The organism is Lentzea flaviverrucosa (assembly GCF_003350445.1).
GTDB classification, from domain to species: Bacteria; Actinomycetota; Actinomycetes; order Mycobacteriales; family Pseudonocardiaceae; genus Lentzea; species Lentzea californiensis.
This window is the reverse complement of record NZ_QQAU01000005.1, coordinates 365196-385829: the sequence shown is the minus strand read 5'-3', so window position 1 is coordinate 385829 and position 20634 is coordinate 365196. Positions and strand designations below refer to the sequence as shown.

The 20634-nt window shown below is 69.7% G+C and carries 22 protein-coding genes; 5 read left to right on the top strand and 17 right to left on the bottom strand.

Translation table 11 applies throughout. The features are described 5' to 3' along the window. Positions 1-105 precede the first annotated feature (105 nt). Together DFR72_RS18650 and DFR72_RS18645 are read left to right on the top strand one after the other, a co-directional pair. On the top strand, positions 106-681 hold the full coding sequence (locus tag DFR72_RS18650) for a sigma-70 family RNA polymerase sigma factor (protein ID WP_245983129.1): 576 nt from the start codon (positions 106-108) through the stop codon (positions 679-681). A gap of 54 nt (positions 682-735) precedes the next feature. After that, the gene (locus DFR72_RS18645; protein WP_090065988.1) at positions 736-1812 is read left to right on the top strand and encodes a DUF5667 domain-containing protein; all 1077 of its coding nucleotides are present in this window, start codon (positions 736-738) and stop codon (positions 1810-1812) included. Here the strand turns inward: DFR72_RS18645 and DFR72_RS18640 are convergent. Together DFR72_RS18640 and DFR72_RS18635 are read right to left on the bottom strand one after the other, a co-directional pair. Continuing rightward, entirely contained in the window at positions 1799-2371 is a 573-nt protein-coding gene (locus tag DFR72_RS18640; protein WP_090065989.1) for a GNAT family N-acetyltransferase, read from the bottom strand. The genes DFR72_RS18645 and DFR72_RS18640 overlap by 14 nt on opposite strands. Then, positions 2368-3459, bottom strand: coding sequence for a ThiF family adenylyltransferase (locus DFR72_RS18635; protein WP_211335459.1), 1092 nt, complete (start codon positions 3457-3459; stop codon positions 2368-2370). The genes DFR72_RS18640 and DFR72_RS18635 overlap by 4 nt, the downstream gene beginning before the upstream one ends. A 155-nt stretch (positions 3460-3614) precedes the next feature. On the opposite strand from DFR72_RS18635, the gene DFR72_RS18630 reads away from it, so the two are divergent. Then, positions 3615-4511, top strand: coding sequence for an HAD family hydrolase (locus DFR72_RS18630; RefSeq protein WP_090065990.1), 897 nt, complete (start codon positions 3615-3617; stop codon positions 4509-4511). On the opposite strand, the gene DFR72_RS18625 is transcribed toward DFR72_RS18630, so the two are convergent. Continuing rightward, positions 4440-5156, bottom strand: a complete 717-nt coding sequence (locus DFR72_RS18625; RefSeq protein WP_090066315.1) for an ArsR/SmtB family transcription factor — start codon at positions 5154-5156, stop codon at positions 4440-4442. The two genes, DFR72_RS18630 and DFR72_RS18625, sit on opposite strands and share 72 nt — an antisense overlap. Positions 5157-5221: 65 nt before the next feature. Here DFR72_RS18625 and DFR72_RS18620 point away from each other — a divergent pair, with 65 nt between their 5' ends. Continuing rightward, the gene (locus DFR72_RS18620; protein ID WP_090065991.1) at positions 5222-6496 is read left to right on the top strand and encodes an isocitrate lyase/PEP mutase family protein; all 1275 of its coding nucleotides are present in this window, start codon (positions 5222-5224) and stop codon (positions 6494-6496) included. Here the strand turns inward: DFR72_RS18620 and DFR72_RS18615 are convergent. The 13 genes from DFR72_RS18615 to DFR72_RS18555 form a co-directional block, all read right to left on the bottom strand. Then, entirely contained in the window at positions 6465-7424 is a 960-nt protein-coding gene (locus tag DFR72_RS18615; RefSeq protein WP_090065992.1) for a lysophospholipid acyltransferase family protein, read from the bottom strand. The two genes, DFR72_RS18620 and DFR72_RS18615, sit on opposite strands and share 32 nt — an antisense overlap. 15 nt (positions 7425-7439) lie before the next feature. After that, on the bottom strand, positions 7440-8477 hold the full coding sequence (locus DFR72_RS18610) for an NAD-dependent epimerase/dehydratase family protein (protein ID WP_090065993.1): 1038 nt from the start codon (positions 8475-8477) through the stop codon (positions 7440-7442). Between the two features lie 273 nt (positions 8478-8750). Beyond that, positions 8751-8852 carry a 30S ribosomal protein bS22 gene (locus DFR72_RS18605; protein ID WP_015105422.1) on the bottom strand — a complete coding sequence of 34 codons (102 nt, stop codon included), beginning with the start codon at positions 8850-8852 and terminating at the stop codon, positions 8751-8753. A gap of 120 nt (positions 8853-8972) precedes the next feature. Further along, entirely contained in the window at positions 8973-9185 is a 213-nt protein-coding gene (locus DFR72_RS18600) for a helix-turn-helix domain-containing protein (protein ID WP_030477960.1), read from the bottom strand. 137 nt (positions 9186-9322) lie between these two features. Beyond that, positions 9323-10132 (bottom strand): pyrroline-5-carboxylate reductase, encoded by an 810-nt coding sequence (proC, locus tag DFR72_RS18595; protein ID WP_090065994.1) that lies wholly within the window; start codon positions 10130-10132, stop codon positions 9323-9325. A 10-nt stretch (positions 10133-10142) separates the two neighbouring features. After that, complete coding sequence (locus DFR72_RS18590) at positions 10143-10925, bottom strand: thioesterase family protein (protein ID WP_090065995.1); 783 nt, start codon at positions 10923-10925, stop codon at positions 10143-10145. Continuing rightward, the gene (locus DFR72_RS18585; protein ID WP_090065996.1) at positions 10922-11818 is read right to left on the bottom strand and encodes a proline dehydrogenase family protein; all 897 of its coding nucleotides are present in this window, start codon (positions 11816-11818) and stop codon (positions 10922-10924) included. The genes DFR72_RS18590 and DFR72_RS18585 overlap by 4 nt, the downstream gene beginning before the upstream one ends. 92 nt (positions 11819-11910) lie before the next feature. After that, positions 11911-12756 (bottom strand): sugar phosphate isomerase/epimerase family protein, encoded by an 846-nt coding sequence (locus tag DFR72_RS18580; protein ID WP_090065997.1) that lies wholly within the window; start codon positions 12754-12756, stop codon positions 11911-11913. After that, complete coding sequence (locus tag DFR72_RS46960) at positions 12753-14018, bottom strand: hypothetical protein (RefSeq protein WP_090065998.1); 1266 nt, start codon at positions 14016-14018, stop codon at positions 12753-12755. Before DFR72_RS46960 ends, DFR72_RS18580 begins: the two co-directional genes overlap by 4 nt. Next, complete coding sequence (locus tag DFR72_RS18570) at positions 14018-14998, bottom strand: Ppx/GppA family phosphatase (RefSeq protein WP_090065999.1); 981 nt, start codon at positions 14996-14998, stop codon at positions 14018-14020. Before DFR72_RS18570 ends, DFR72_RS46960 begins: the two co-directional genes overlap by 1 nt. Before the next feature lie 27 nt (positions 14999-15025). Next, positions 15026-15706, bottom strand: a complete 681-nt coding sequence (locus DFR72_RS18565) for a response regulator transcription factor (protein ID WP_030477953.1) — start codon at positions 15704-15706, stop codon at positions 15026-15028. Beyond that, positions 15703-16875 (bottom strand): sensor histidine kinase, encoded by a 1173-nt coding sequence (locus DFR72_RS18560; RefSeq protein WP_090066000.1) that lies wholly within the window; start codon positions 16873-16875, stop codon positions 15703-15705. The genes DFR72_RS18565 and DFR72_RS18560 overlap by 4 nt, the downstream gene beginning before the upstream one ends. Positions 16876-17224: 349 nt before the next feature. Further along, positions 17225-17971, bottom strand: a complete 747-nt coding sequence (locus tag DFR72_RS18555) for a phosphoglyceromutase (protein ID WP_090066001.1) — start codon at positions 17969-17971, stop codon at positions 17225-17227. Positions 17972-18086: 115 nt separating this feature from the next. Between DFR72_RS18555 and DFR72_RS18550 the strand changes: the two genes are divergently transcribed. Further along, entirely contained in the window at positions 18087-18644 is a 558-nt protein-coding gene (locus DFR72_RS18550; protein ID WP_090066002.1) for a dihydrofolate reductase family protein, read from the top strand. Positions 18645-18697: 53 nt separating this feature from the next. On the opposite strand, the gene DFR72_RS18545 is transcribed toward DFR72_RS18550, so the two are convergent. Further along, the gene (locus DFR72_RS18545; protein WP_090066003.1) at positions 18698-20263 is read right to left on the bottom strand and encodes a 4-coumarate--CoA ligase family protein; all 1566 of its coding nucleotides are present in this window, start codon (positions 20261-20263) and stop codon (positions 18698-18700) included. Positions 20264-20634: the final 371 nt, after the last annotated feature.

Below are 20634 nucleotides of genomic sequence, written 5' to 3'. Positions count from 1 at the left end.
CTACGGAGTAACAACACGTATGCTGCCGCCACGGCGACTCTGTGGAGGTGCCGCGAGCCGATGACCGCGCGGGCACGACCGAACACGATCAGGACCACCCGAACCATGACGGGGGGTCAGCACGACAACGCCGCAGACGAGCCGTGGCAGCTCGTCAAGGCCGCCCAAGAGGGTGACACCGAGGCGTTCGGAGTGTTGTACGACCAGTACGTCGACATGGTTTTTCGCTATGTCCTCTTCCGGGTGGGCGGCGACCGCGCGTTCGCCGAGGACGTGACGAGCGAGACCTTCCTCAGGGCTCTGCGGAGCATCGCCTCGGTCAGCTACCAGGGTCGCGACGTGGGCGCGTGGTTCGTCACGATCGCCCGCAACATCGTGTTCGACCACGTGAAGTCGAGCCGCTACCGGCTCGAGGTCACGACCGCCGAGCTCCAGGACAACCGCGAGGAGACGAGCGGCCCCGAGCAGGAGGTCATGACCGAGGCGACCAACGCGGAACTGCTCCGGTGCGTCTCCCAGTTGGGGGACGATCAGCGGGAGTGCATCACGCTGAGGTTCATCGAAGGCAAGACGGTGTCCGAGGTCGCGCAGCTCATGGACCGCAACGAGGGCGCCGTGAAGGCCCTGCAACACCGGGCCGTGAGGCGGCTCGCACAGATCCTCCCGTCCTGGTTGCGGTGATCGTGATCGCAAGGGCGTAACCCAAAGCAGATCAACTTCGTTACTCGGGCTGAGATGGACGGCAAGGGAAGAACACCGCGGTGGCGGCAGACGGAGCACGAGCGGTTCGCTCGTGCCGTTGAAGGCGGCCCACAGCCGGTAGGCAACGACGACCTCGCTGAGGACCTCGCGATCGTCGAACTCCTCCGGCGGATGGACGTCGGCCCGGACGCCGAGACGCGCGAACGGATGAAACAGCGCGTTCTCACCGCGCCCCCACCGGACAAGCCACTGGTGCTCTCGTCGGTAAGACGGGTGGGAGCGCGCGCACGATTAGCGGTCGCAGCGGCCGCGGTCCTCTGCTTGCTGATGTCACTCGCCGGCATGAGTGTGCTGCTCAGCCGTGACGCGCTCCCGGGAGACCCGCTCTACGGCATCAAGCGCACCACCGAAAGCGCCTCGCTCGGCCTGACCTTCGACGACCAGGACCGCGCCCTCAAGCACCTCGAGTTCGCCGCGTCCAGGGTCACCGAGATGGAGACTCTGGCCGAACGCGCCTCGGACTCGTCCGCCCAGCTCACGGCACTGACCGACCTGGACGCCGATGCGGTCGAGGGTGCCCGCCAGCTCATCACGTACGCCACGGCGTCCGACGAGAAGGCGCTGCCCGACCTCCGCGACTGGGCGCTGGCCCAGTACGAGAAGGTCGGCACCCTGCGCCCCCGCCTGCCCGGCGACGCGGGCGCCCACGCGGACACGACGATGTGGTTGCTGGCGAGCATCGCGCAACGGGCCCACGACCTCGCGGCCCGCGCGGGCTGCGACGCCGTGACCAGCGGATCTTCGGACACCCTCGGCCCGCTGCCGGCCAAGGACGCGTGCGCCTCGGTCGTCACCGACCCGAACTCGTCACCGGGGAGCAAGCCGTCCTCGGTGCAGCCGACCCCGTCTGGTCTGCCCACGCCGTCCGGATCGGCGAACCCGTCCGCACAGCCCACGCAGTCGGTGGCACCGGGCACGTCGACCGCGCCGTCGGCGAAGCCGGGAACCTCGACCCCGCCCACGCCCGGCAAGCCGGGGATCACGATCCCGCTGCCACTCCCGCTGCCGAGCATCTCGCTGCCACTGCTGCCCGGGATCAGCTTCGGCTGAGCACGGCACCCCGCATGATCGCGAGCTCCAGCGGAGACGCCTGCTCGCGCCAGCGGTGGGCGACCGCCGCGTAGGTCGTGACGTCGTGCCAGCGGCCCTGCGTGTGGAACAGCTCGCGCAGGGTGGCCTCGCGTTCGAGGCCGGCGCCGGTCATGACGCTGCTCATCATCGAGTGGTCCGCCCGGTGCCCCGCCCACACGCGGTGGATGCCGAGAGGCCCGAACGCGTGCGCGAACAGCAACCTGCCCGCCTCCGAGCCGCAGCCCCTCACGGGCGAGCCGGGCAGGATCACCAGGCCGGTGCACATGGCGTTGCTGCCGTACTCCTCCAGCAGCAACGCGATCATGCCGGCCATCGTGTCGTCGTCGTGCGAGGTGATCGCGAAGACGAGCTTGCGCGGGGTGGGCGTGTAGAACGCGGCGGTGGCCTTCTCCGGGGTCATCCGGTCGACGCCGAGGTAGCGCGTGAGCACCGGACTGCCGTAGATGCGCTGGTAGACGGGCAGGTCTTCGTCCTTGAGCGGGCGCAGCCGGACGTTCGGGCCGATGAGCTCGGTCATGTCGCACCTCCGACGATCCGCTCGAGGTCGACGTAGTAGCGACCGGACGGCTGGGGCTTGCCGAGGAGGATGCGGCGGGCCGCGTCGGTGACGACGGCACCGCCGAGCATCGTGCCGGACGCGAGCTGCGGCCAGCTGCTCAACGTGCGGCCGATCTCGGACATGGCCTGCGTGAGGGCGGGGCTGATCCGGGTTCCGTCGACCATCTGCACCATCAGCCGCACCATCCCGGCGCGGTCGAGGCCGGCGACGTCGGCGGCCGTGACGTCGCCGACGCGGCCGTGCAGCAGCGGGCGGTCCGGCTCCAGGTCGTACCGCTCGACGTCGAGCAGACCCCGGTCGTTGGTGTCCATCAGCACGGGGATGCGGCGTGCGCGGGCCTGTTCCCGCACCGCGACCTTGACCCACGCCGTGTCGCACTCCTCCACGACCAGGTCCGCGCCGTCGAGGAAGTCGCCGAGGTTCTCGCCGGTCAGGCCGTCGCGCCAGATCTCGACGTCCAGGTACGGGTCGAGCTCGAACAGCTGCCGCGCGCAGAGCACCGTCTTCTCGACGCCGAGCTCGTGCACGCCGGTGCGCAGCCGGTTGAGGTTCGACAGACCGAGGCGGTCGAAGTCGGCCAGCCGGAAACTGCCTCCGACGCCCTCCATCGCGGCGGTCAGCGCGGCGCTGTTGCCGACGGACAACCCGATGACCGCGACGCACTTGCCGAGCAGGACCTCCTGCTCCTCGCGCGTGATCTTGTTCCGGTTGCGGTCGGTGCGGACGAACCTGAACTCGTCGCGCGGGAGCAGGTGCACCAGCCGCCCGCTCCACGGGTAGAACGCCCAGGTCCCGTACTCAGCCGACTCTCGCCCCTGGAGCACCTCGGCCTTGGCCGCGGCCCACTCACCGGGAGTCCTGACCTGACCGGGCCGCCGGGCGGAGATCAGTTCTTCCAACTGCTCGTCGATGCGGTCGTGCACAGCGGTGACGGGGGAGTTCGCGAAGAGGCCGGGGAGCTGTCCCGCTTCGAGGAGCCGAGGCCGCCAGGTCTCGCTGTCGTAGCACTCGGCGAGCTCGGGTAAAACGGAAATGATCTTGTTCACGGGCCAAGTAGATCATCTTCGCTACGCCGAACGGAGCACAACACGTCGTGGCGATCCGAACACACCGCGTGACGAGGAACGCGAGCTGAAACTCGCACCTCGTGTTCTCGCCCAGGTCTGAGCGGGTGTGGCGCCCTGATCGCTACGCTTGGGACATGGCAGGCAAGCGTGACGTGCAGAGCGACCGGCTGGCCGTACTGGCCGGCGAGGCATCGGCAGACGCGGCGATCCAGGCTGCCGCGATGGCGCCAGATCTCGAACAGTCGCTGAACGTCCCGCCGGACCTGACCGCGGCCGCCTTCTTCGACGTGGACAACACGATGATGATGGGCGCGTCGATCTTCCACTTCGCCCGCGGCCTGGCCGCACGCAAGTACTTCTCGTCCTCCGACCTGGCGGGCTTCGTCTGGCAGCAGATGAAGTTCCGGGTGGGCGGCCGGGAGGACCCGGAGTCCGTCAAGGCCTCCCGCGAGCAGGCCCTCTCCTTCGTCTCGGGCCGCAGCGTCGCCGAACTGGTCTCCCTCGGCGAGGAGATCTACGACGAGCTGATGGCCGACCGCATCTGGAAGGGCACCCAGGCGCTCGCCCAGATGCACCTCGACGCGGGTCAGCGCGTCTGGCTGGTCACCGCCACGCCCGTCGAGCTCGCCCAGATCATCGCCCGCCGGCTCGGCCTGACCGGTGCCCTGGGCACCGTCTCGGAGTCCGAGGACGGCGTCTACACCGGCCGTCTGGTCGGCGACCTGCTGCACGGCAAGGCCAAGGCCCAGGCCGTCCGCTCGCTGGCCGCCAAGGAGGGTCTCGACCTGCGCCGCTGCACCGCCTATTCGGACTCGTCCAACGACGTCCCGATGCTGTCCGTGGTGGGCACCGCGGTGGCCGTGAACCCGGACTCGCAGCTGCGCGAGGTCTCGCGCCGCAAGGGCTGGGAGATCCGCGACTTCCGCACGGGCCGCAAGGCGGCCAAGATCGGCGTCCCGTCAGTGCTGGGTGTCGGTGCACTGGCCGGAGCCGTGGCCGCCACGCTGGCCTACCGGCGCCGGGTCAGGTAGCAGCCCGAGCTCCCGCCACCCCTGCTCACCTGCGGGTGTGAGCACGACGGCACGGCTGGTCCCGATCCGGCGCACCCACCCGCGTTCGAAGAACTCCCCGCAGAGGAACGCCCCGGCCGCGCCGGCCAGGTGGGGCACCCGCTCGGTCCAGTCCAGGCAGGCCCGGCTGACCACCCGCTTGGACGGCTCGAACCCGAGCTCCTTCAACCAGACCAGCCCGGTCCCGGTGACCGCGAGCCCGTCGCCGACCACGCCGAGCTCCACCAGTCCCGACCTCAGCGAGATGCCGAGCCGGCCCGCGAGGTGGTCGTAGCAGGTGCGCCCGCGGGCCATGGCCTCGGAGACCGCAGCCGAACGGAGCGACCGGGGCCGCGTACCGGGTCCGGCGAAGGCGGCCATCGCCTCCAGCAGCTCGGCGACGTGCGGCCCGGCCAGTGCCACGTACCGGTGCCGTCCCTGCCGGTGCTCGACCAGGACCCCGCCCGCGACCAGCCGGGTCAGGTGCTCGCTCGCGGTGGACGCGGCCACCCTGGCGTGGGCGGCCAGCTCACGCGCGGTCCAGGCCCGTCCGTCGAGCAGGGCTCCGCAGATCGCGGCACGGGTCTTGTCCGCGAGCAGTCCGGCGACCTGGGCGAGTGCTTCCACACCGCCATTCTGCGGCCGGAACGCTTCGGCCGGCACCGAACCGTCCAGGCCCTAGCGTCGTCCGCATGAGCGAAGAGCTGCTGCGCCTCCCGGTCCCCGAGGTCCCGCCAGGCGAAGCGGGCGTGGCCTGGCTCAGGTCGTCCGTCGTCAGGTTCAGCAACGGTGAGGCGCACGCCCGCAGACGCGCTTTGACGGCCGGCCTCGTCGAGGACCTGGACGTCACCACCCTCGACGAGCTGGCCGCCGCACTGGGACTTCCGGGCTCGCTGGACGCCATCGCCGTGATCGCCCCGTGCTACCAGCCGCACGAGCCCGTGACCGCGGCTGCCGACGCCGCGGTGGAGCGCCTGGCCGCCACCCACGACGAGGAGACGGCGGCGAGGATCGGCCTGCTCGTCCAGGCCTGGGCGGCCACGAACGCCCTCGCGGAGCACCTCGTCACCGGTGACCAGAGCCCTCCGGTCCCGATCACGCGCAGGCAGACGCGGCAGGGCGTCGTCGAGGTCAGCCTGGAGCACCACCCGTTCGGTCACGGCCCGCACGCCTGCCCCGGCCGGCGGCTGGCCACCCGGATCGCCAAGAACATGGCGTTCCGGGCGCTGCACCACCGCGACGAGCCGCTGGTCCTGCCCAACGCCTGGGACTACACCTCGGCGGCGGCCCTGCACGCGGCGGGCTTCACCGCGATCGGCACGACGAGCCTCGGGGTGGCCGCCGCGCACGGCATCCCGGACGGCATGGGCCTGGCCGGTGGTCAGGCCGTCGCGCTGGCGAAGCTGCTGAGCACCCTGCCGTGCCCGGTCACCGCCGACCTGGAGTCGGGCTTCGGCAAGCCGCCACCGGAGGTCGCCGAACTCGTCGCCGGCCTGGGCGTGGCGGGCGTCAACCTGGAGGACGGCCGCCCGCACGGCCTGGCCACGCCGGAAGAGCAGGCCGCGCTCATCACGGCCGTCAAGGAACGCGCGCCGGGGGTGTTCCTCAACGCCCGGATCGACACCCACTGGCTGGGCATGGCCACCGAGGAGACCGAGGACCGGGCACGCCGTTACGTCGACGCCGGCGCGGACGGGATCTTCGTGCCAGGCCTGACCGAGCCGCGCGAGATCGAGAACCTCGCACACCTGGCGCCCCTCAACGTCCTGGCTCAGCGGCGCACGCCGGAGGAACTCGGAAACCTGGGCGTGAAGCGGATCAGCACCGGCTCCCTGCTGTTCCGGGCAGCCCTGCACCACACCGTCGCGACCGCGCAGGCGGTGCGCGACGGCGGCACCAGCGCCGCGTTCGGCTACGACGAGGTCCAGGCGCTGGTCAGCCGAGGAACACGTTCCGACGCTGGGTGAGCAGCCGGTACAGCGTCTGCTGGATCGTCTCCCGCACCTGGTCGGTCAGGTTGAAGACGAGCATCGGGTCGTCGGCCGCGTTCTCACCGAACACGTCGGTGCGGATCGGCTCGCCGAACTCGATGTACCACTTCGAGGGCAGCGGGATGGCGCCCAGCGGCCCCAGCAGCGGGAAGAACGGCGTCACCGGGAAGTACGGGAAGCCCAGCAACCGGGCCAGCGCCTTGATGTCGCCGATCATCGGGTAGATCTCCTCGGCCCCGACGATGGAGCACGGGATGATCGGCGCCCCGGTCTTCAGCGCCGCCGACACGAAGCCGCCGCGGCCGAAGCGCTGCAGCTTGTAGCGGTCCTTGAACGGCTTGCCGATGCCCTTGAAGCCCTCCGGCCACACGCCGACGAGCTCGCCGGACGACATCAGCCGTTCGGCGTCGGGGTTGCACGCCAGGGTCTGGCCGGATTTGCGGGCCAGCGCGCCGAGCACCGGCGTGCGGAACACCAGGTCCGCGCCCAGCATGCGCATGTGGCGGTGCGCCGGGTGTTCCGACGCGATGCCGAACGACGTCATCAGGGCGTCGAGCGGCACGGTGCCGGAGTGGTTCGCCACGATCAGCGCGCCGCCGGCCGCCGGGATGTTGTTCAGGCCGATGGTCTCGACGCGGAACCACTTCTCGTACAACGGCTTCAGCGGCGGCATCAGCACGTTCTCGGTGAGGTCGCGGTCGAAACCGAACTCGTCGACCTGGTAGTCGCCGGCGATCCGCCTGCGCGCGAACGACAGCAGGTCGGTCAGCCTGCGTTCCCAGTCCGGTGTCGCGGACTGCTGCTGCTCCGGCTCCGGAACCACCTCGACGTGGCGCGCTTTCCGCGCGGCGTCGCGCTCCGGGTCGTGCAGCGGGATAACGCGTGCACCTGCCACTGCGTTCATCTCCTCAAGACAAGATCAGCGGAAACGAGCGGCCGCGTCGAGGATTCCCCGCTCGGCGGCGTCGATCGTCTCCGGGTCGATGAGCGGCTTCAGACCTCGGCCGCTCACGTAGTCGTCGAAGGCCTGCTGGGTGGTCCACCGCGGCGTGAACCCGAATTCCTTCTTCAGCAGGGTGGTGTCGACCACGCGCCCCCAGTTGAGGAACCTCATCTGGTCGGGCGAGAAGTCGACGAGCCGGGCGCTCCGGAAGAAGCCACCGACCGTGGGCACGGCCCCGCTGGGCACCGGCAGGTTCAGCCTGCCCGCCCGGCGGATCGCCTGCGACAGCAGCAGCACGCCGTCGCCTCCCACGTTGAAGACTCCGGGCAGGTCGTGCAGCGTCGCGCGTTCCAGGACCGCCAGGGCGTCCTCGGAGTGCAGCAGCTGCACACGAGCGTCGTAGCCCAGGACGGTGGGCACGACCGGAAGGGCGAAGTAGCGCGTCAGCACCGTGTCGATGCGCGGGCCGATGAAGTTCGTGAAGCGCAGCGTGGTGACGTTCACGTCCGGCCTGCGGCGGCCGAACCCGCGGACGTACCCCTCGACCTCGACGGCGTCCTTGGCGTAGCCGGACGACGGCAGGTCCTTGGGGCCCATGTCCTCGGTGAACACCGCCGGGTCGCGGCTGCTGGACCCGTAGACGGCGCTGGTGGACTTCACGACGAGCTTCTGCACCTTGGGCGACTTCTGGCACGCGGCCAGCAGCTGCATGGTGCCGATGACGTTCATCTCCTTCATCACCGTGCGGCCGGTGGGTCCTGCCGGGCTCGCGGTGACGGAGGCGTGGACGACCGTGTCGACGTTCGCGGTGGAGATGACCTTGCTGATCAGCGGGTTGCGGATGTCGGCCCGCACGAACTCCGCGCGGCCCATGCGGCGCAGCAGGTCGCGTGGCGGCGGCTCGGTGTCCACACCGAGCACGCGCTCGATGTCCGGGTTCGCGGCGAAGCGCGCGGCGAGGTGGCCGCCGAGGAAGCGGCTGACTCCGGTGACGAGGACGACCTTGGGCGTCATGCGACTCCAAGCACGAAGGGCGTTGCGATTGGTCGATGCTACAGACCAGATTGGGAACCGGAGGGGGCCGGAACGCCGTCTTGACGCAGGTCACGAAGGCTTTACGGGCTAATCACCCGAACGGCGGCCCTCGTTCCCGTGGAAGTGCGAGGCTGTCTCACGCAGTGATATTCCGTGCCCGCGCAAGCACCTGGGCGTGGCGACTGCCGGAGAAACGCAACCGCCGCCGGCCTCCTGCGAGAGGAGACCGGCGGCGGCAGAGCGCATGCGGGCTTACTTGCCGCGCTTCCTGCGCTGGACCCTGGTCTTGCGCAGCAGCTTGCGGTGCTTCTTCTTCGACATGCGCTTGCGGCGCTTCTTGATGACCGAGCCCATGCGGGTTCCTTAGCTCTAGACGTTGCTTTGACTGGCGCGCCCCAGCCTTGGCCGTGTCAAGCACGGCGCGCCGGTAAGCACGATCGGCCTACCAGTCTACCCGGCGGGATTCACCAGCCTTCAGCCAGCGTCGAAGTACGCGTTCTCCAGGTAGGCGTGGACCGCTTTTTCGGGCACCCGGAACGACTTCCCCACCCGCACCGCGGGCAGTTCACCGGAGTGCACCAGGCGGTACACGGTCATCTTGGAGACCCGCATCATCGAGGCCACCTCGGCCACGGTCAGGAACTGCACCTGAGCGAGGCCTGTTCGTTCGTTCTCCTTCGCAGGCATACATCACCGCATCCTTAGACACGTGTCGTGCCGTCGGTCTTCCCCACCGACGGTTCGACACGCACGTGCTGCCCTGAGAGTAGCGGGACTGGTGTGACTCCTGCGACGTCCAAGTGGGGTTCGCCCCTCACTTCGGCTCAGTCCTCGTGCTGACGGCCCAGTTCGGCGGAGCGGTCGCGGGCGCTCTCGATGGCCGCGAGCATGGCCGCGCGGACGCCGTGCTTCTCCAGCTCGCGGATGGCCATGATCGTCGTGCCGGCGGGGGACGTGACCGCCTCACGCAGGATCACCGGGTGCGAGGTGCCCTCGGCCAGCATCGTCGCGGCACCCACGGCCGACTGGATGATCAGCTGCGAGGCCAGGTCGCGCGGGATGCCGAGCAGGATGCCCGCGTCGATCATCGCCTCGACCAGGTAGAAGAAGTACGCGGGACCGGAGCCCGACAGGGCCGTCACCGCGTCCTGCTGCGACTCCGGCACCACTGCGACCTTGCCCACGGTCGAGAGCAGCTCCTCAACGATCTCGAGGTGCTCCGGGGTGGCGTTGGAGCCGCCGGAGACGGCGCTCATGGCCTCACCGACGACCATCGGGGTGTTCGGCATGACCCGCACCACCGGGGTGCCCTCGGGCAGCCTGCGCTCGTACAGGGCCGTCGGCAGGCCCGCGCACAACGACACGATCAGCGTGCCGGCCCGCAGCACCGGCGCGAGCTCGACCAGCAACGGCTCGATGTCCTGCGGCTTGACCGCCACGACCAGCACGTCGGCCTGCGCCGCCGCACCGGACACCGTGACGGCCTCGAACCCGTACTGCTCGGTGAGAGCACGAGCCCGTGACTCGTGCTTCTCCGTGAACATCAGATCCGAGGCCGCGCGACCACCCTGCAGGAGCCCGGACAGCAGCGCCTCACCGATCTTGCCCGCGCCGAGCACCGCGATCTTCGTCATCGGTCAAGTCTCACACAGCGGGCGTCAACGCAAGCTGCCGTGCCTGGCACACCAGCCGGCCGGCCGAGTCGATCACCGTGGCGTCCTCGTCGAACCACTGGCCGTGCACCGCCTGGCAGGTCACGTGGATGCGCAGCCAGCCGGGAGCGGGCCGCGCCCGCAGCAAGGCCGTCAGCTGCACCGTCGGCGACCAGCCGAAACGGCCGAGGTTGAACGTCACGGGCATCGACAGGTCCCCCGCGAGCAACGCGAAGTACGGGTCGGGCTGCTCGTCGGTCGGCCGCGCCCAGAGCTTCAGCGTCAGCGGCCCGTCCGTGCGCCGGTCGAGGAACGTCGCCGACTCGCGGTCCACCCGCAGGTCGCACAGCGCGCCCACCCGGTAGACCCCGCCGGTCGGGAACGTCGCCATCTCCACCGACCCCGGCGGAGGCGCGGCGGGCATCGACGGCAGGTTCACGTAGTCGGCCCGGTGCTCGGGTATCCGCCCGGTGGTCACCGAAGCCTCGACGCACACCTGCCCGCGCTGCTCCAGCGTCACCGCGATCACAGTCGCCGTCCGCCCTGCCTTGCGCACGTCGGTGCGGACCAGCACGGGCCCGACCTCCGGCGCACGGAGGAACTGCGCGGACACGGCCAACGGATCACCGTCGGCGACCTGAGCGGCCGCACGGGTCATCACAGCAAGAAGAAAACCGCCGTGGGGCTTGGGGCCCACGGTCCACTCGGCGGGCAGGGACGCGGTGAAGGTTCCGTCACCGAGCGACCGCACCGCACTGGACTTCGAGAAGGTCATGAGCGGCTGGCCAGCGACCGCAGGAAAAAGGTCACGTTGGCAGGCCGTTCTGCAAGTCGCCGCATGAGATATCCGTACCACTGCTCGCCGTAGGGGACATAAACACGAGTGCCGAGACGCCGCTGCTCCTCGGTCCGGATGCCGTACAGCATCTGGTACTCGAAGTCAGTTTTGTCATACCAGCGGGCTCGTTCGCCAATGATTTCGATCAACCGGGGGTCGTGCGTGGCGAACATCGGGTAGCCCTCTCCAGCGAGGAGAACGTTCAGGCACCGCACGTAGTTCAGATCAACCTCGGATGGATCCTGAATCGCAACCTCGGGAGGCTCCGCGTAGGCCCCCTTGACCAGCCTGACCCTGCTCCCGGGCCCGGACAGCTGCTTGCAGTCGTCCAGCGTCCGGTGCAGGCAGCTCTGCAACACCGCCCCCACCCACGGCCAGCTGCGCCGCAGTTCGTGCAGGACGCGCAACGTCGAGTCGGTGGTGGTGTGGTCCTCCATGTCGAGCGTGACCGTCGTCCCGCACTGCTCGGCGGCAGCGCAGATCCGGGAGGCATTCGTCAGGGCGAGCGACTCGTCGAGCGACTGTCCGACTGCGGACAACTTGACGCTCACTTCCGCGTTCTCGGCCAGCCCCGCCGCGTGCAACGCGTCGAGCAGCTCCAGGTACGCCTGAACGGTCTTCTCGGCCTGGGCCTCGTCCGTCGTGTCCTCGCCGAGGTAGTCCAGCGTCACCGGCAGCCCAAGCCCCCGAACGGCCTCGACGGCGTCCTTCGTGCTCTCGCCGGCGACGAACCGCTTCACGACATCACGGCTGATAGGCGCGTTGGCGACGAGGTGGCGGACCGCCTCGTTGCGAGACGCGGCCATGATCAACGCTCGCAGCGGGTTCACACCGGAACCCTAACCCGGACGAGCCACGGCAGTGCCGAACGACTCTTGCCAGAACCGCCCGCAGGCAACCCGCGACCCGCGACCCGCAGGTCTCAGCGGGACAGCCCCGGCCGAGCCTTCCCGGCGCCACCCTCGGCAGCCCAGTCCAGGTGCAACCGCGCGAACAGCAAAGACTCCGCGAGCATCTCCCGCCGAGCAGCCGGAGTCCCGGCCCGCCGGGTGTTGACCTCCAGCACGACCTGCCCGTCGAACCCACCCCGAGCCAGCAGCTCGCACAGCTCCGCACAGGGCTGGGTCCCCCGCCCGGGCACCATGTGCTCGTCCTTGGGCGCCCCGGACCCGTCGGCCAGGTGGATGTGCCGAAGCCCATCGCCCATCCGCTTCGCCAGCTCCAGCGCGTCCATGTGCGCGGCAGCGGAATGCGACAGGTCGAGCGTGTAGTTCCGGTGCCCGACGTCGGTCGGGTCGACGGACGGCTTGAACGCGTTCATCTCCACCGAGCGCCCACGGCCCAGAGGCCGGCGCACGGGGAACATGTTCTCGACCGCGATGGCGATGCCGCTCGAGTCCTCCAGCGACGAGACCAGCTCGGCGAAGCCGTCCGCGTACTTGCGCTGCCACCGGAACGGCGGGTGCAGCACGACGGTCGGTGCGCCCAGGTCCTGTGCCGCCTGGACGGCGCGGCGCAGGCGTTCCGACGGGTCCGGTGACCAGACCCGCTGCGAGATCAGCAGGCAGGGGGCGTGCACGGCCAGCACCGGCATGCCCGTCCGGACCGACAGCCGGTCGACCGCCCGGATGTCCTGCGACACCGGGTCGGCCCACACCATCAGCTCTACGCCGTCGTACCCCAGTTCGGACGCGATCTCGAACGCCGCTCCGGCGGGCTGCGGGTAGACCGAGGCCGTGGAAAGCCCGACCGGGATGCGCGAGGTCAACTCTTCACCAGCAGCATCGCCGCTGGTGAGACGGTCACGATGAGGCCTACGAGCACGGCCAGGACGGTGGTCTGCAGATCGTCCGCTCGGCGGATCTTTCGAACCAGCAACACCAGACCCACGGTAACGGCAAGCGCCACGACGAGTGCGGCGGCGGGTAGCGAGCGCCACAGGTAGTTGAACGCGAGCCACAGGCCCGCGCCGCCGAGCACGCCGACGGCGAGCTGGCCGATCATGATCAGCCATTCCTTGCCCGCCGAACGGGGTTCGGTGTCCGGGTCCTCCTCGGCCTCGCCCGCGTCGTCGAGGCCGGCGGGACCCTCGTCCTCGTCGCCTTCCTCGTTGTCCGCGAGGTAGTCGTCCTCGGGGCGGTAGACGGCGTACTCCTGCGAGTCGTCGTCGTCCACGTACGGGCCGGCGTGCGCCGCGGTCGACTCCATCGGCGCCATCGACAGGTCGGTCTTGGCGGCCGCCACGTCGTCGTCGCCGAACCAGGCGTCGGGCACGTTGCCCGGCAGCGGCTCCGGCAGCTTCGGCGGTGCGGGCGGCACGATCAGCACGGACTCGGTTTCGAGCGCGGCGATCTGGTCCACCGGCGCCTTGGCCGGGATGCGCGGGAGCTGCTCCGTCATCGCCTCGCGCGGCGGGCCGGGGACCGGCATCTGCACCGACGGCGGCACCGGCTTCGGCGGCCGGGTGATGTTCGTGCGCGACGGCGTCGACTGGTCGAGGCGCGCCTCGAGACGGCCGGGCACGTCCGGGCGCGGCATGCCGGAGTTCGACGGCTGGTCGCGGACCTGCGGGACCTGCCGGGTCTGCTCGGTCGCCGCGGGAGGCGGCGGCGCGGGCGCGGCCGGCTTGGCGGGGGGCGGCGCCGACTTGGCCGGTCTGCGGACCAGCGGAGGCTGCGCGGGCGGCACCGGCATCTGCTGCGACGGCTGCGGCACCTTCGGAGGCGGCGGTTTCGGCTGGTACGCCGTGCGCTCCGCGGCCGGGGGCGGCGGCGGAGCGGCCTGCGGTTCGGGGGCGGCGCGGCGACCGGGCTGCGGTACGTCGTCGTCGCGGATCGCCATCAGGCGGCCGCTGTCGGACAGGACCCGCTCGATGATCGACTGGGGCGCGGTCTCCGGCTGCTGGACGTCTTCCTCGTCGTCAGCGCGGCGGCGTCGCCGACGTGGCGCACTCTCTGCGCTGCCCCCGTACTGGGCGAGCAGCTCAGCGACAGTGCGCTGCGTCTGGTCCGATCCGCTCTCTCGACTCATCAACTCCACCGTGCCCCGGTCTGGCCAGTCCGTCCAGTATCGCTCTGGTCCGTCCCGTCAGTGTGGTCCAGCCGTCGGAGGATGACACCCTCCCGGAGTGCCCAGGGGCAAATCTCCAGCTGCGTGAGTGACAGGGCTCGCATTGTTGCCTCCGCGACCAATGCGCCCGCGACGAGCTGGTGGGCGCGCGACGTGCTCACGCCTTCCAGCTCAGCGAGGTCAGAGGCCGACATCCGGGAAATGAACGCGATCAGCTGCCGCAGGCCCGCGTCGGTGAGCACGCGTCGTGCCCTGGGCCCGGCAGACGATGGCGCGGCCCCGGTGAGCCGCGCCAGCGTTCGGAAAGTTTTTGAGGTCGCAACCACTCGATCGGGTTCACCCGCGCGTTTCAGCTTCCGCGCCACGGGCGCGAGCTGCTCGGCGAGCCAGTCGGTGGTCTCGCGGACCTCCGAGCGCCGGGGCGGGTCCTTCTTGAACCGGGTCCTGGTGAGCCTTCCCGCGCCGAGCGGCACGGAGAAGGCCAGGTCCGGGTTCTCGTCACGGCCGATGGCGAGCTCCAGGGAGCCGCCACCGATGTCGAGGCTGAGCAACTTGCCCGCGGACCAGCCGTACCAGCGGCGGACCGCGAGGAAGGTGAACTTCGCCTCGTCCTCGCCGGAGAGGACCTTCAGCTCGACCCCGGTCTCGGTGCGCACCCGGTCGAGCACCTCTGCCGAGTTGCCCGCCTCGCGCACCGCCGAGGTCGCGAACGCCATCAGGTCCTCGCAGCCGGACCGCTTGGCCGACGCCTTGGCGGCGGCAACGGCACGAACGAGCTGGTCAGCACCCGTTTTGGAGAGCTGACCGGAGTCGTCGAGCTGCTCGGCGAGACGAAGGATCGTCTTCTCGGACGTCATCGGGATTGGGTGGGCACCACGATGCGCGTCCACCACGAGTAGGTGGACGGTGTTGGACCCCACGTCGAGAACGCCCAGGCGCACGCCGGAAACGGTACCTGGTCGTGTCCGTCAGGACTCGAACTTGTAACCCAGACCCCTGACCGTAACCAGGTGACGGGGGGCCGACGGGTCGGGTTCGATCTTCGAACGCAGCCGCTTGACGTGCACGTCCAGCGTCTTCGTGTCGCCCACGTAGTCCGCTCCCCACACGCGGTCGATCAGCTGCCCCCGGGTGAGGACGCGGCCGACGTTGCGCAGCAGGTACTCCAGGAGGTCGAACTCCTTGAGCGGCAGGCTGATGTCCTGACCTGCGACGGTGACGACGTGGCGTTCCACGTCCATGCGCACCGGACCGGCCTCCAGGATCTGCGGGAGCAGGTCCTCGGACTCGCCGCCGCGGCGCAGCACCGCGCGGATGCGGGCGATGAGCTCGCGCGCCGAGTACGGCTTGGTGACGTAGTCGTCAGCGCCGAGCTCGAGCCCGACGACCTTGTCGATCTCGCTGTCGCGGGCCGTCACCATGATCACGGGGACGGCCGAGCGCTGACGGAGCTGCTTGCACACGTCCGTGCCGCTCATTCCCGGCAGCATCAGGTCGAGCAGCACGATGTCCGCACCGTTGCGGTCGAACTCCTCGAGCGCCTCCTGGCCCGTCGCGGCGAGCGCGGCGGTGAACCCCTCCTTGCGCAGCAGGAAGGCGAGCGGATCGGCGAAGGACTCCTCGTCCTCCACGATGAGCACTCTGGTCACAGCTCTCCTCCTGGCTCACCCGTGCCAGCCGGCACGAGAGTCGGGTTCTGTTCGGCCGCCGCGGCGGGGATCCGCAGCGTGAAGGTGGACCCCGTTCCCGGCAGGCTCCACAGCTTCACCTCACCGCCGTGGTTGGCGGCGACGTGCTTGACGATCGCGAGCCCGAGTCCGGTGCCCCCGGTCGCGCGCGACCGGGCCTTGTCGACGCGGTAGAACCGCTCGAAGACCCGGATCTGCTGGTCCTCGGCGATGCCGATGCCGCGGTCGGTCACCGCGATCTCCACGTGCCCGTCGACCAGCCTGCGGCTCACGCTGACCGGACTGCCGGGCGGCGAGTACGCGACGGCGTTGTCCAGCAGGTTCGTCAGCGCCGTGACCAGCAACGACCGGTCACCTGGCACGACGAACCCGCTGGGCTCGTCGACGTTGATCGAGATGTTGACGGACTCGGCGGCGAGCTTGGACCGCGACAGCGCCTCGTTGATCACGACGTCGATCTCGGTGTCGCTGAGCTCCGGCAGCTTCTCCGCACCCTGCAGGCGGGACAACGCGATCAGCTCGGTGACGAGCGTGCCGAGGCGGGTGGCCTCCTGCATGATCTTCGCGCTGAACCGGCGGACCTCGTCCTGGTCGTCACTCGCGTCCAGGACGGCCTCCGCGAGCAGCGCCAGCGCGCCGACGGGGGTCTTGAGCTCGTGGCTGACGTTCGCCACGAAGTCGCGCCGGGTCTTCTCCAGCCGCACGGCCTCGGACTCGTCGGTCGCGTCGACGACGATGAAGTTCTCGACGAGCAACCGGACCTCGGCGTGCACGGCCTCGGGCTGCCGGCCCGTCCGGTAGCCGTCCAACGGCGAGAGGTCGACGTACACGACCTCGTTGCTGCCGCGGACGCCCTCGGCGGCCTTGCGGGCCCGGTCGTCCACGCGGTTGTTGCGGACGATCCCGAGCTCTTCGGCCCGCGGGTTGTGCAGCACGACGTCGCCGAAGTGGTTCAGCACCACGATGCCGTCGTGGGAGTCGTGCACGATCTGCTGGATCAGGTCGGCCACCGTGAGGCCTTCCGGCTTCCTGGGGTGCCGCGGGGCGGTTGCCCTGCCGACGAGGAAAGCGGCGATTACGCCGATGAGCGCGAGGCCGATCGACACAGCGAGGTAACCCGTTGTGGTCACGAGGCGAATGGTAAGCAGCTCAGAGGTGTCTTGGCCTAGTGCGGAAGCGTGAACCGTGATACCCGCGACACCTCAATGGACGGTTGTTCCGTCCCTGGTCAGGCTGCGTTCACCCAATCGTGACTCTATCTGTGGCCGCTGCTTCGCAGACGACGGCGAGTTCGCCGGGAAGTCGGTCGTCCGGGCCCCGCTTCGCGCCGAATCGCCTGCGGCGGTTGACCCGAAGAGGGACCCGGACGACCGACGCGAACTCGCGGCCCACGTGGCCGGGTGGCTGACGCGAACTCGCGATGCGAAAGGCGCGAAAAAGGCGCACCCGGAGGCCGGGTGCGCCTTCTCGAAAAGTCTCTTAACGGCCCTGGTTCGCGACCGCCGCGATGGCGTTCTTCGCGGCGTCCGGGTCGAGGTACTCGCCGCCCGGCTTGATCGGCTTCAGGTCCTCGTCGAGGTCGTAGCGCAGCGGGATGCCGGTGGGGATGTTCAGCCCCGCGATGGCCTCGTCCGAGATGCCGTCGAGGTGCTTCACGAGGGCGCGCAGCGAGTTGCCGTGCGCGGCCACGAGGACCGTCTTGCCGGTGCGCAGGTCAGGGACGATCTCGCTGTCCCAGTACGGGAGCATGCGCTTCACGACGTCGAGCAGGCACTCGGTCAGCGGCAGGTCGGGGCCGAGGCCCGCGTAGCGCGGGTCGGTGTCCTGGCTGAACTCGCTGCCGGGCTCGATGGGCGGCGGCGGGGTGTCGTAGGAGCGGCGCCAGAGCATGAACTGCTCCTCGCCGAACTCCTCGAGCGTCTGCTTCTTGTTCTTGCCCTGCAACGCGCCGTAGTGGCGCTCGTTGAGGCGCCAGTCGCGCTTGACCGGGATCCAGTGCCGGTCGGCGGCGTCGAGGGCCAGGTTGGCGGTCATGATCGCCCGGCGCATCAGCGACGTGTGCAGGATCTCCGGCAGCACGCCCGCGTCGCGCAGCAGCTGGCCGCCCCGGCGGGCCTCCTTCTCACCCTTCTCCGACAGGGGAACGTCCACCCAGCCGGTGAAGAGGTTCTCCGCGTTCCACGTGCTCTCGCCGTGGCGGAGCAGGATCAAAGTTCCGACAGACATGGCAGCTAGCCTGCCATGCCGACCCGTCTGCCGTACCCCGGCCGGGCACCGTGATCCACGCCATGGGATTCGCCGGCGCCGATGAGTTCACGGGCCGCGCCTAGTCTGCACCGGCATGAGTGAGTCGAACGCCGATCCCGGCAAGGTCGTGGTCAACAGGGCGATGTCCCTGGACGGGTTCATCGCAGGTCCCGGCCACGCGATGGACTGGGTCTTCGAGCACTTCAAGGACAACCCGTTCCCCGAGGTCGAACAGGCCACCGGCGCCATGCTCGTCGGCAGGGGCACCTACGAGGTCGCCAAGAAGATGCGCCAGGAGGACACCACCTACGACGGCGGACCGCAGTTCGTCCTGACGCACCGGCCGCCGGACGAACCGGAGGCCGGCATCACGTTCCTCTCGTGCGACCTCGCGGAGGCCGTCGCCACGGCGCGCGCGGCGGCGGGCGGGAAGGACCTGGAGATCCTCGGTGCCGACGTGGCCAGCCAGTGCCTGCGGCAAGGGCTCGTCGACGAGGTCCTGGTGTACGTCCTGCCGGTGCTGCTCGGTGACGGCGTGCGGTACTCGACCTCGGACCTCGGGCGGATCGACCTGGAACCGTTCGCCAACACGCAGTCGGGTTCGGTGACGATGCTCCGCTTCCGCGTGCGGAAGCCGGCGGTCGGGCGCTGACGGCGAACGCCCTGGCAACGAGCGTTGCCAGGGCGTTCGAGTTCCGCAGCGGATCAGGCCTGTTCGCGGGCCCGCAGGTCCTTGCGCAGGATCTTGCCGGCGGCCGACTTCGGGATCGCCTCGATGAACTCGACCACGCGCACCTTCTTGTGCGGCGCCACGTGCGAGGCCACGAACGCCATCACGGCGTCGCCCTCGATGGACGAACCCGCCTGGCGGACCACGAACGCCTTCGGGACCTCCTCGCCGTCCGCGTCGCGCACGCCGATGACCGCCGCGTCGGCGATCTCCTCGTGCGTGAGCAGCACGGCTTCGAGCTCGGCCGGCGGGACCTGGTAGCCCTTGTACTTGATCAGTTCCTTGACGCGGTCGACGATCGAGACGATGCCGTCGGCGTCGATGACGGCCACGTCACCGGTGTGCAGCCAGCCCTCGGCGTCGAGGGTGGCGGCGGTGGCCTCGGGGTTGTTCAGGTAGCCCTTCATGACGTTCGGGCCCTTGCACCACAGCTCGCCGCGCTCGCCCACGCCGACGTCCTCACCGGAGGCGGGGTCGACCAGGCGGCACTCCAGGTTCGGGATGATCACACCGACGGTGCCGACCGAGATGTCGTCACGGCCGTCCGGGATCGCGTGGCTGACCGGCGACATCTCCGTCATGCCGTAGCCCTGCACGACGCGGCAGCCGATGCGCTTGCGCACGGTGGCGGCCAGTTCCTCGTCCAGCGGCGCCGCGCCCGAGAAGAGCGTCTTGAGCGGGGAGAGGTCGTAGTTGTCGACGATCGGGTGCTTGGCCAGGGCGACGGCGACCGGCGGGGCGATGTAGACGCGGTCGGTCTTGTACTCCGCGATGACCCGGAGGAACTCCGGCAGCTCGAACCTCGGCAGCGTCACGACGACACCGCCGATGTACAGGCCGCTGTTCATGAGCACCTGCATGCCATAGATGTGGAAGAACGGCAGCACGGCGAGGATCCGGGTGTGCTCCCCGACGTCGGCCATGATCGGGTCGCACTGCACGAGGTTCGCGACCAGATTGCGGTGCGTGAGCATCACGCCCTTGGGCAACGCCGTCGTGCCGGACGAGTACGGCAGCACCGCGAGGTCCTCGGACGGGTTGATCTCCACCTCGGGCACCGGGTGCGAGTTCGCCAGCAGCTCGGGCAGCGAGGGGTAGCCCTCGGCACCGTCGAGCACGACCACGTCGGTCACGCCGGCCTTCGCGGCGCCGGGAGCGGCGTTCGGCAGCAGCACGGACACCGTGAACAGCATCTTCGCGCCCGCGTCGTGCAGCTGGTGCGCGACCTCGTCGGGCGTGTAGAGCGCGTTGATCGTGGTCGCCGTGGCGCCCGCACGCAGGATGCCGTGGAACACGACGGCGTAGTAAGGCGTGTTCGGGCTGAGGATGCCGACGACATCACCTTTGCCAATACCTCGCGCGGCCAGCGCGGCGGCCATGCGGTCGACGGCTCCGGCGAGCTGCCCGTAGGTCATCGTCGCGCCGGACATGCCGTCGATCAGCGCAACCCGGTCCGCCCGGTCGGCGATGTCGCCGAACAACAGCTGGTGCAGCGACACATCGGGGATCTCGACATCGGGGTACGGACTGCGAAAGACCATGCGGCGACCTCATTCATTCGCTGTACAGCGCTGTACACCCAGCCTGTGGGCACATCGTGATCCAGCCCACTGGGCAGGTCAAGGACTCCTCGATCGCTACAGATGCGTTACTTAGCAGGTCTAAATACACTCGAATGGAGTAATACAAGCACTTGTGATCGCAAGGATGTATCTGAGAAGTTGATACCGCCTCCGCGAGTCGGCTCCCACGCTTACTCGACGAGCGCGAGGCACCGAGCGCGGTTCGTCATCCCCCGTCGAATCGCGTGGCCCGCTTGGGATCCGCAGGCTCCCCCCGTCCACGGATCCACAGCAGCGGGGACTTTGACGCGGAACGGCTCGAAGCGACTCCCCCTCTCTCCCGAGCCGTT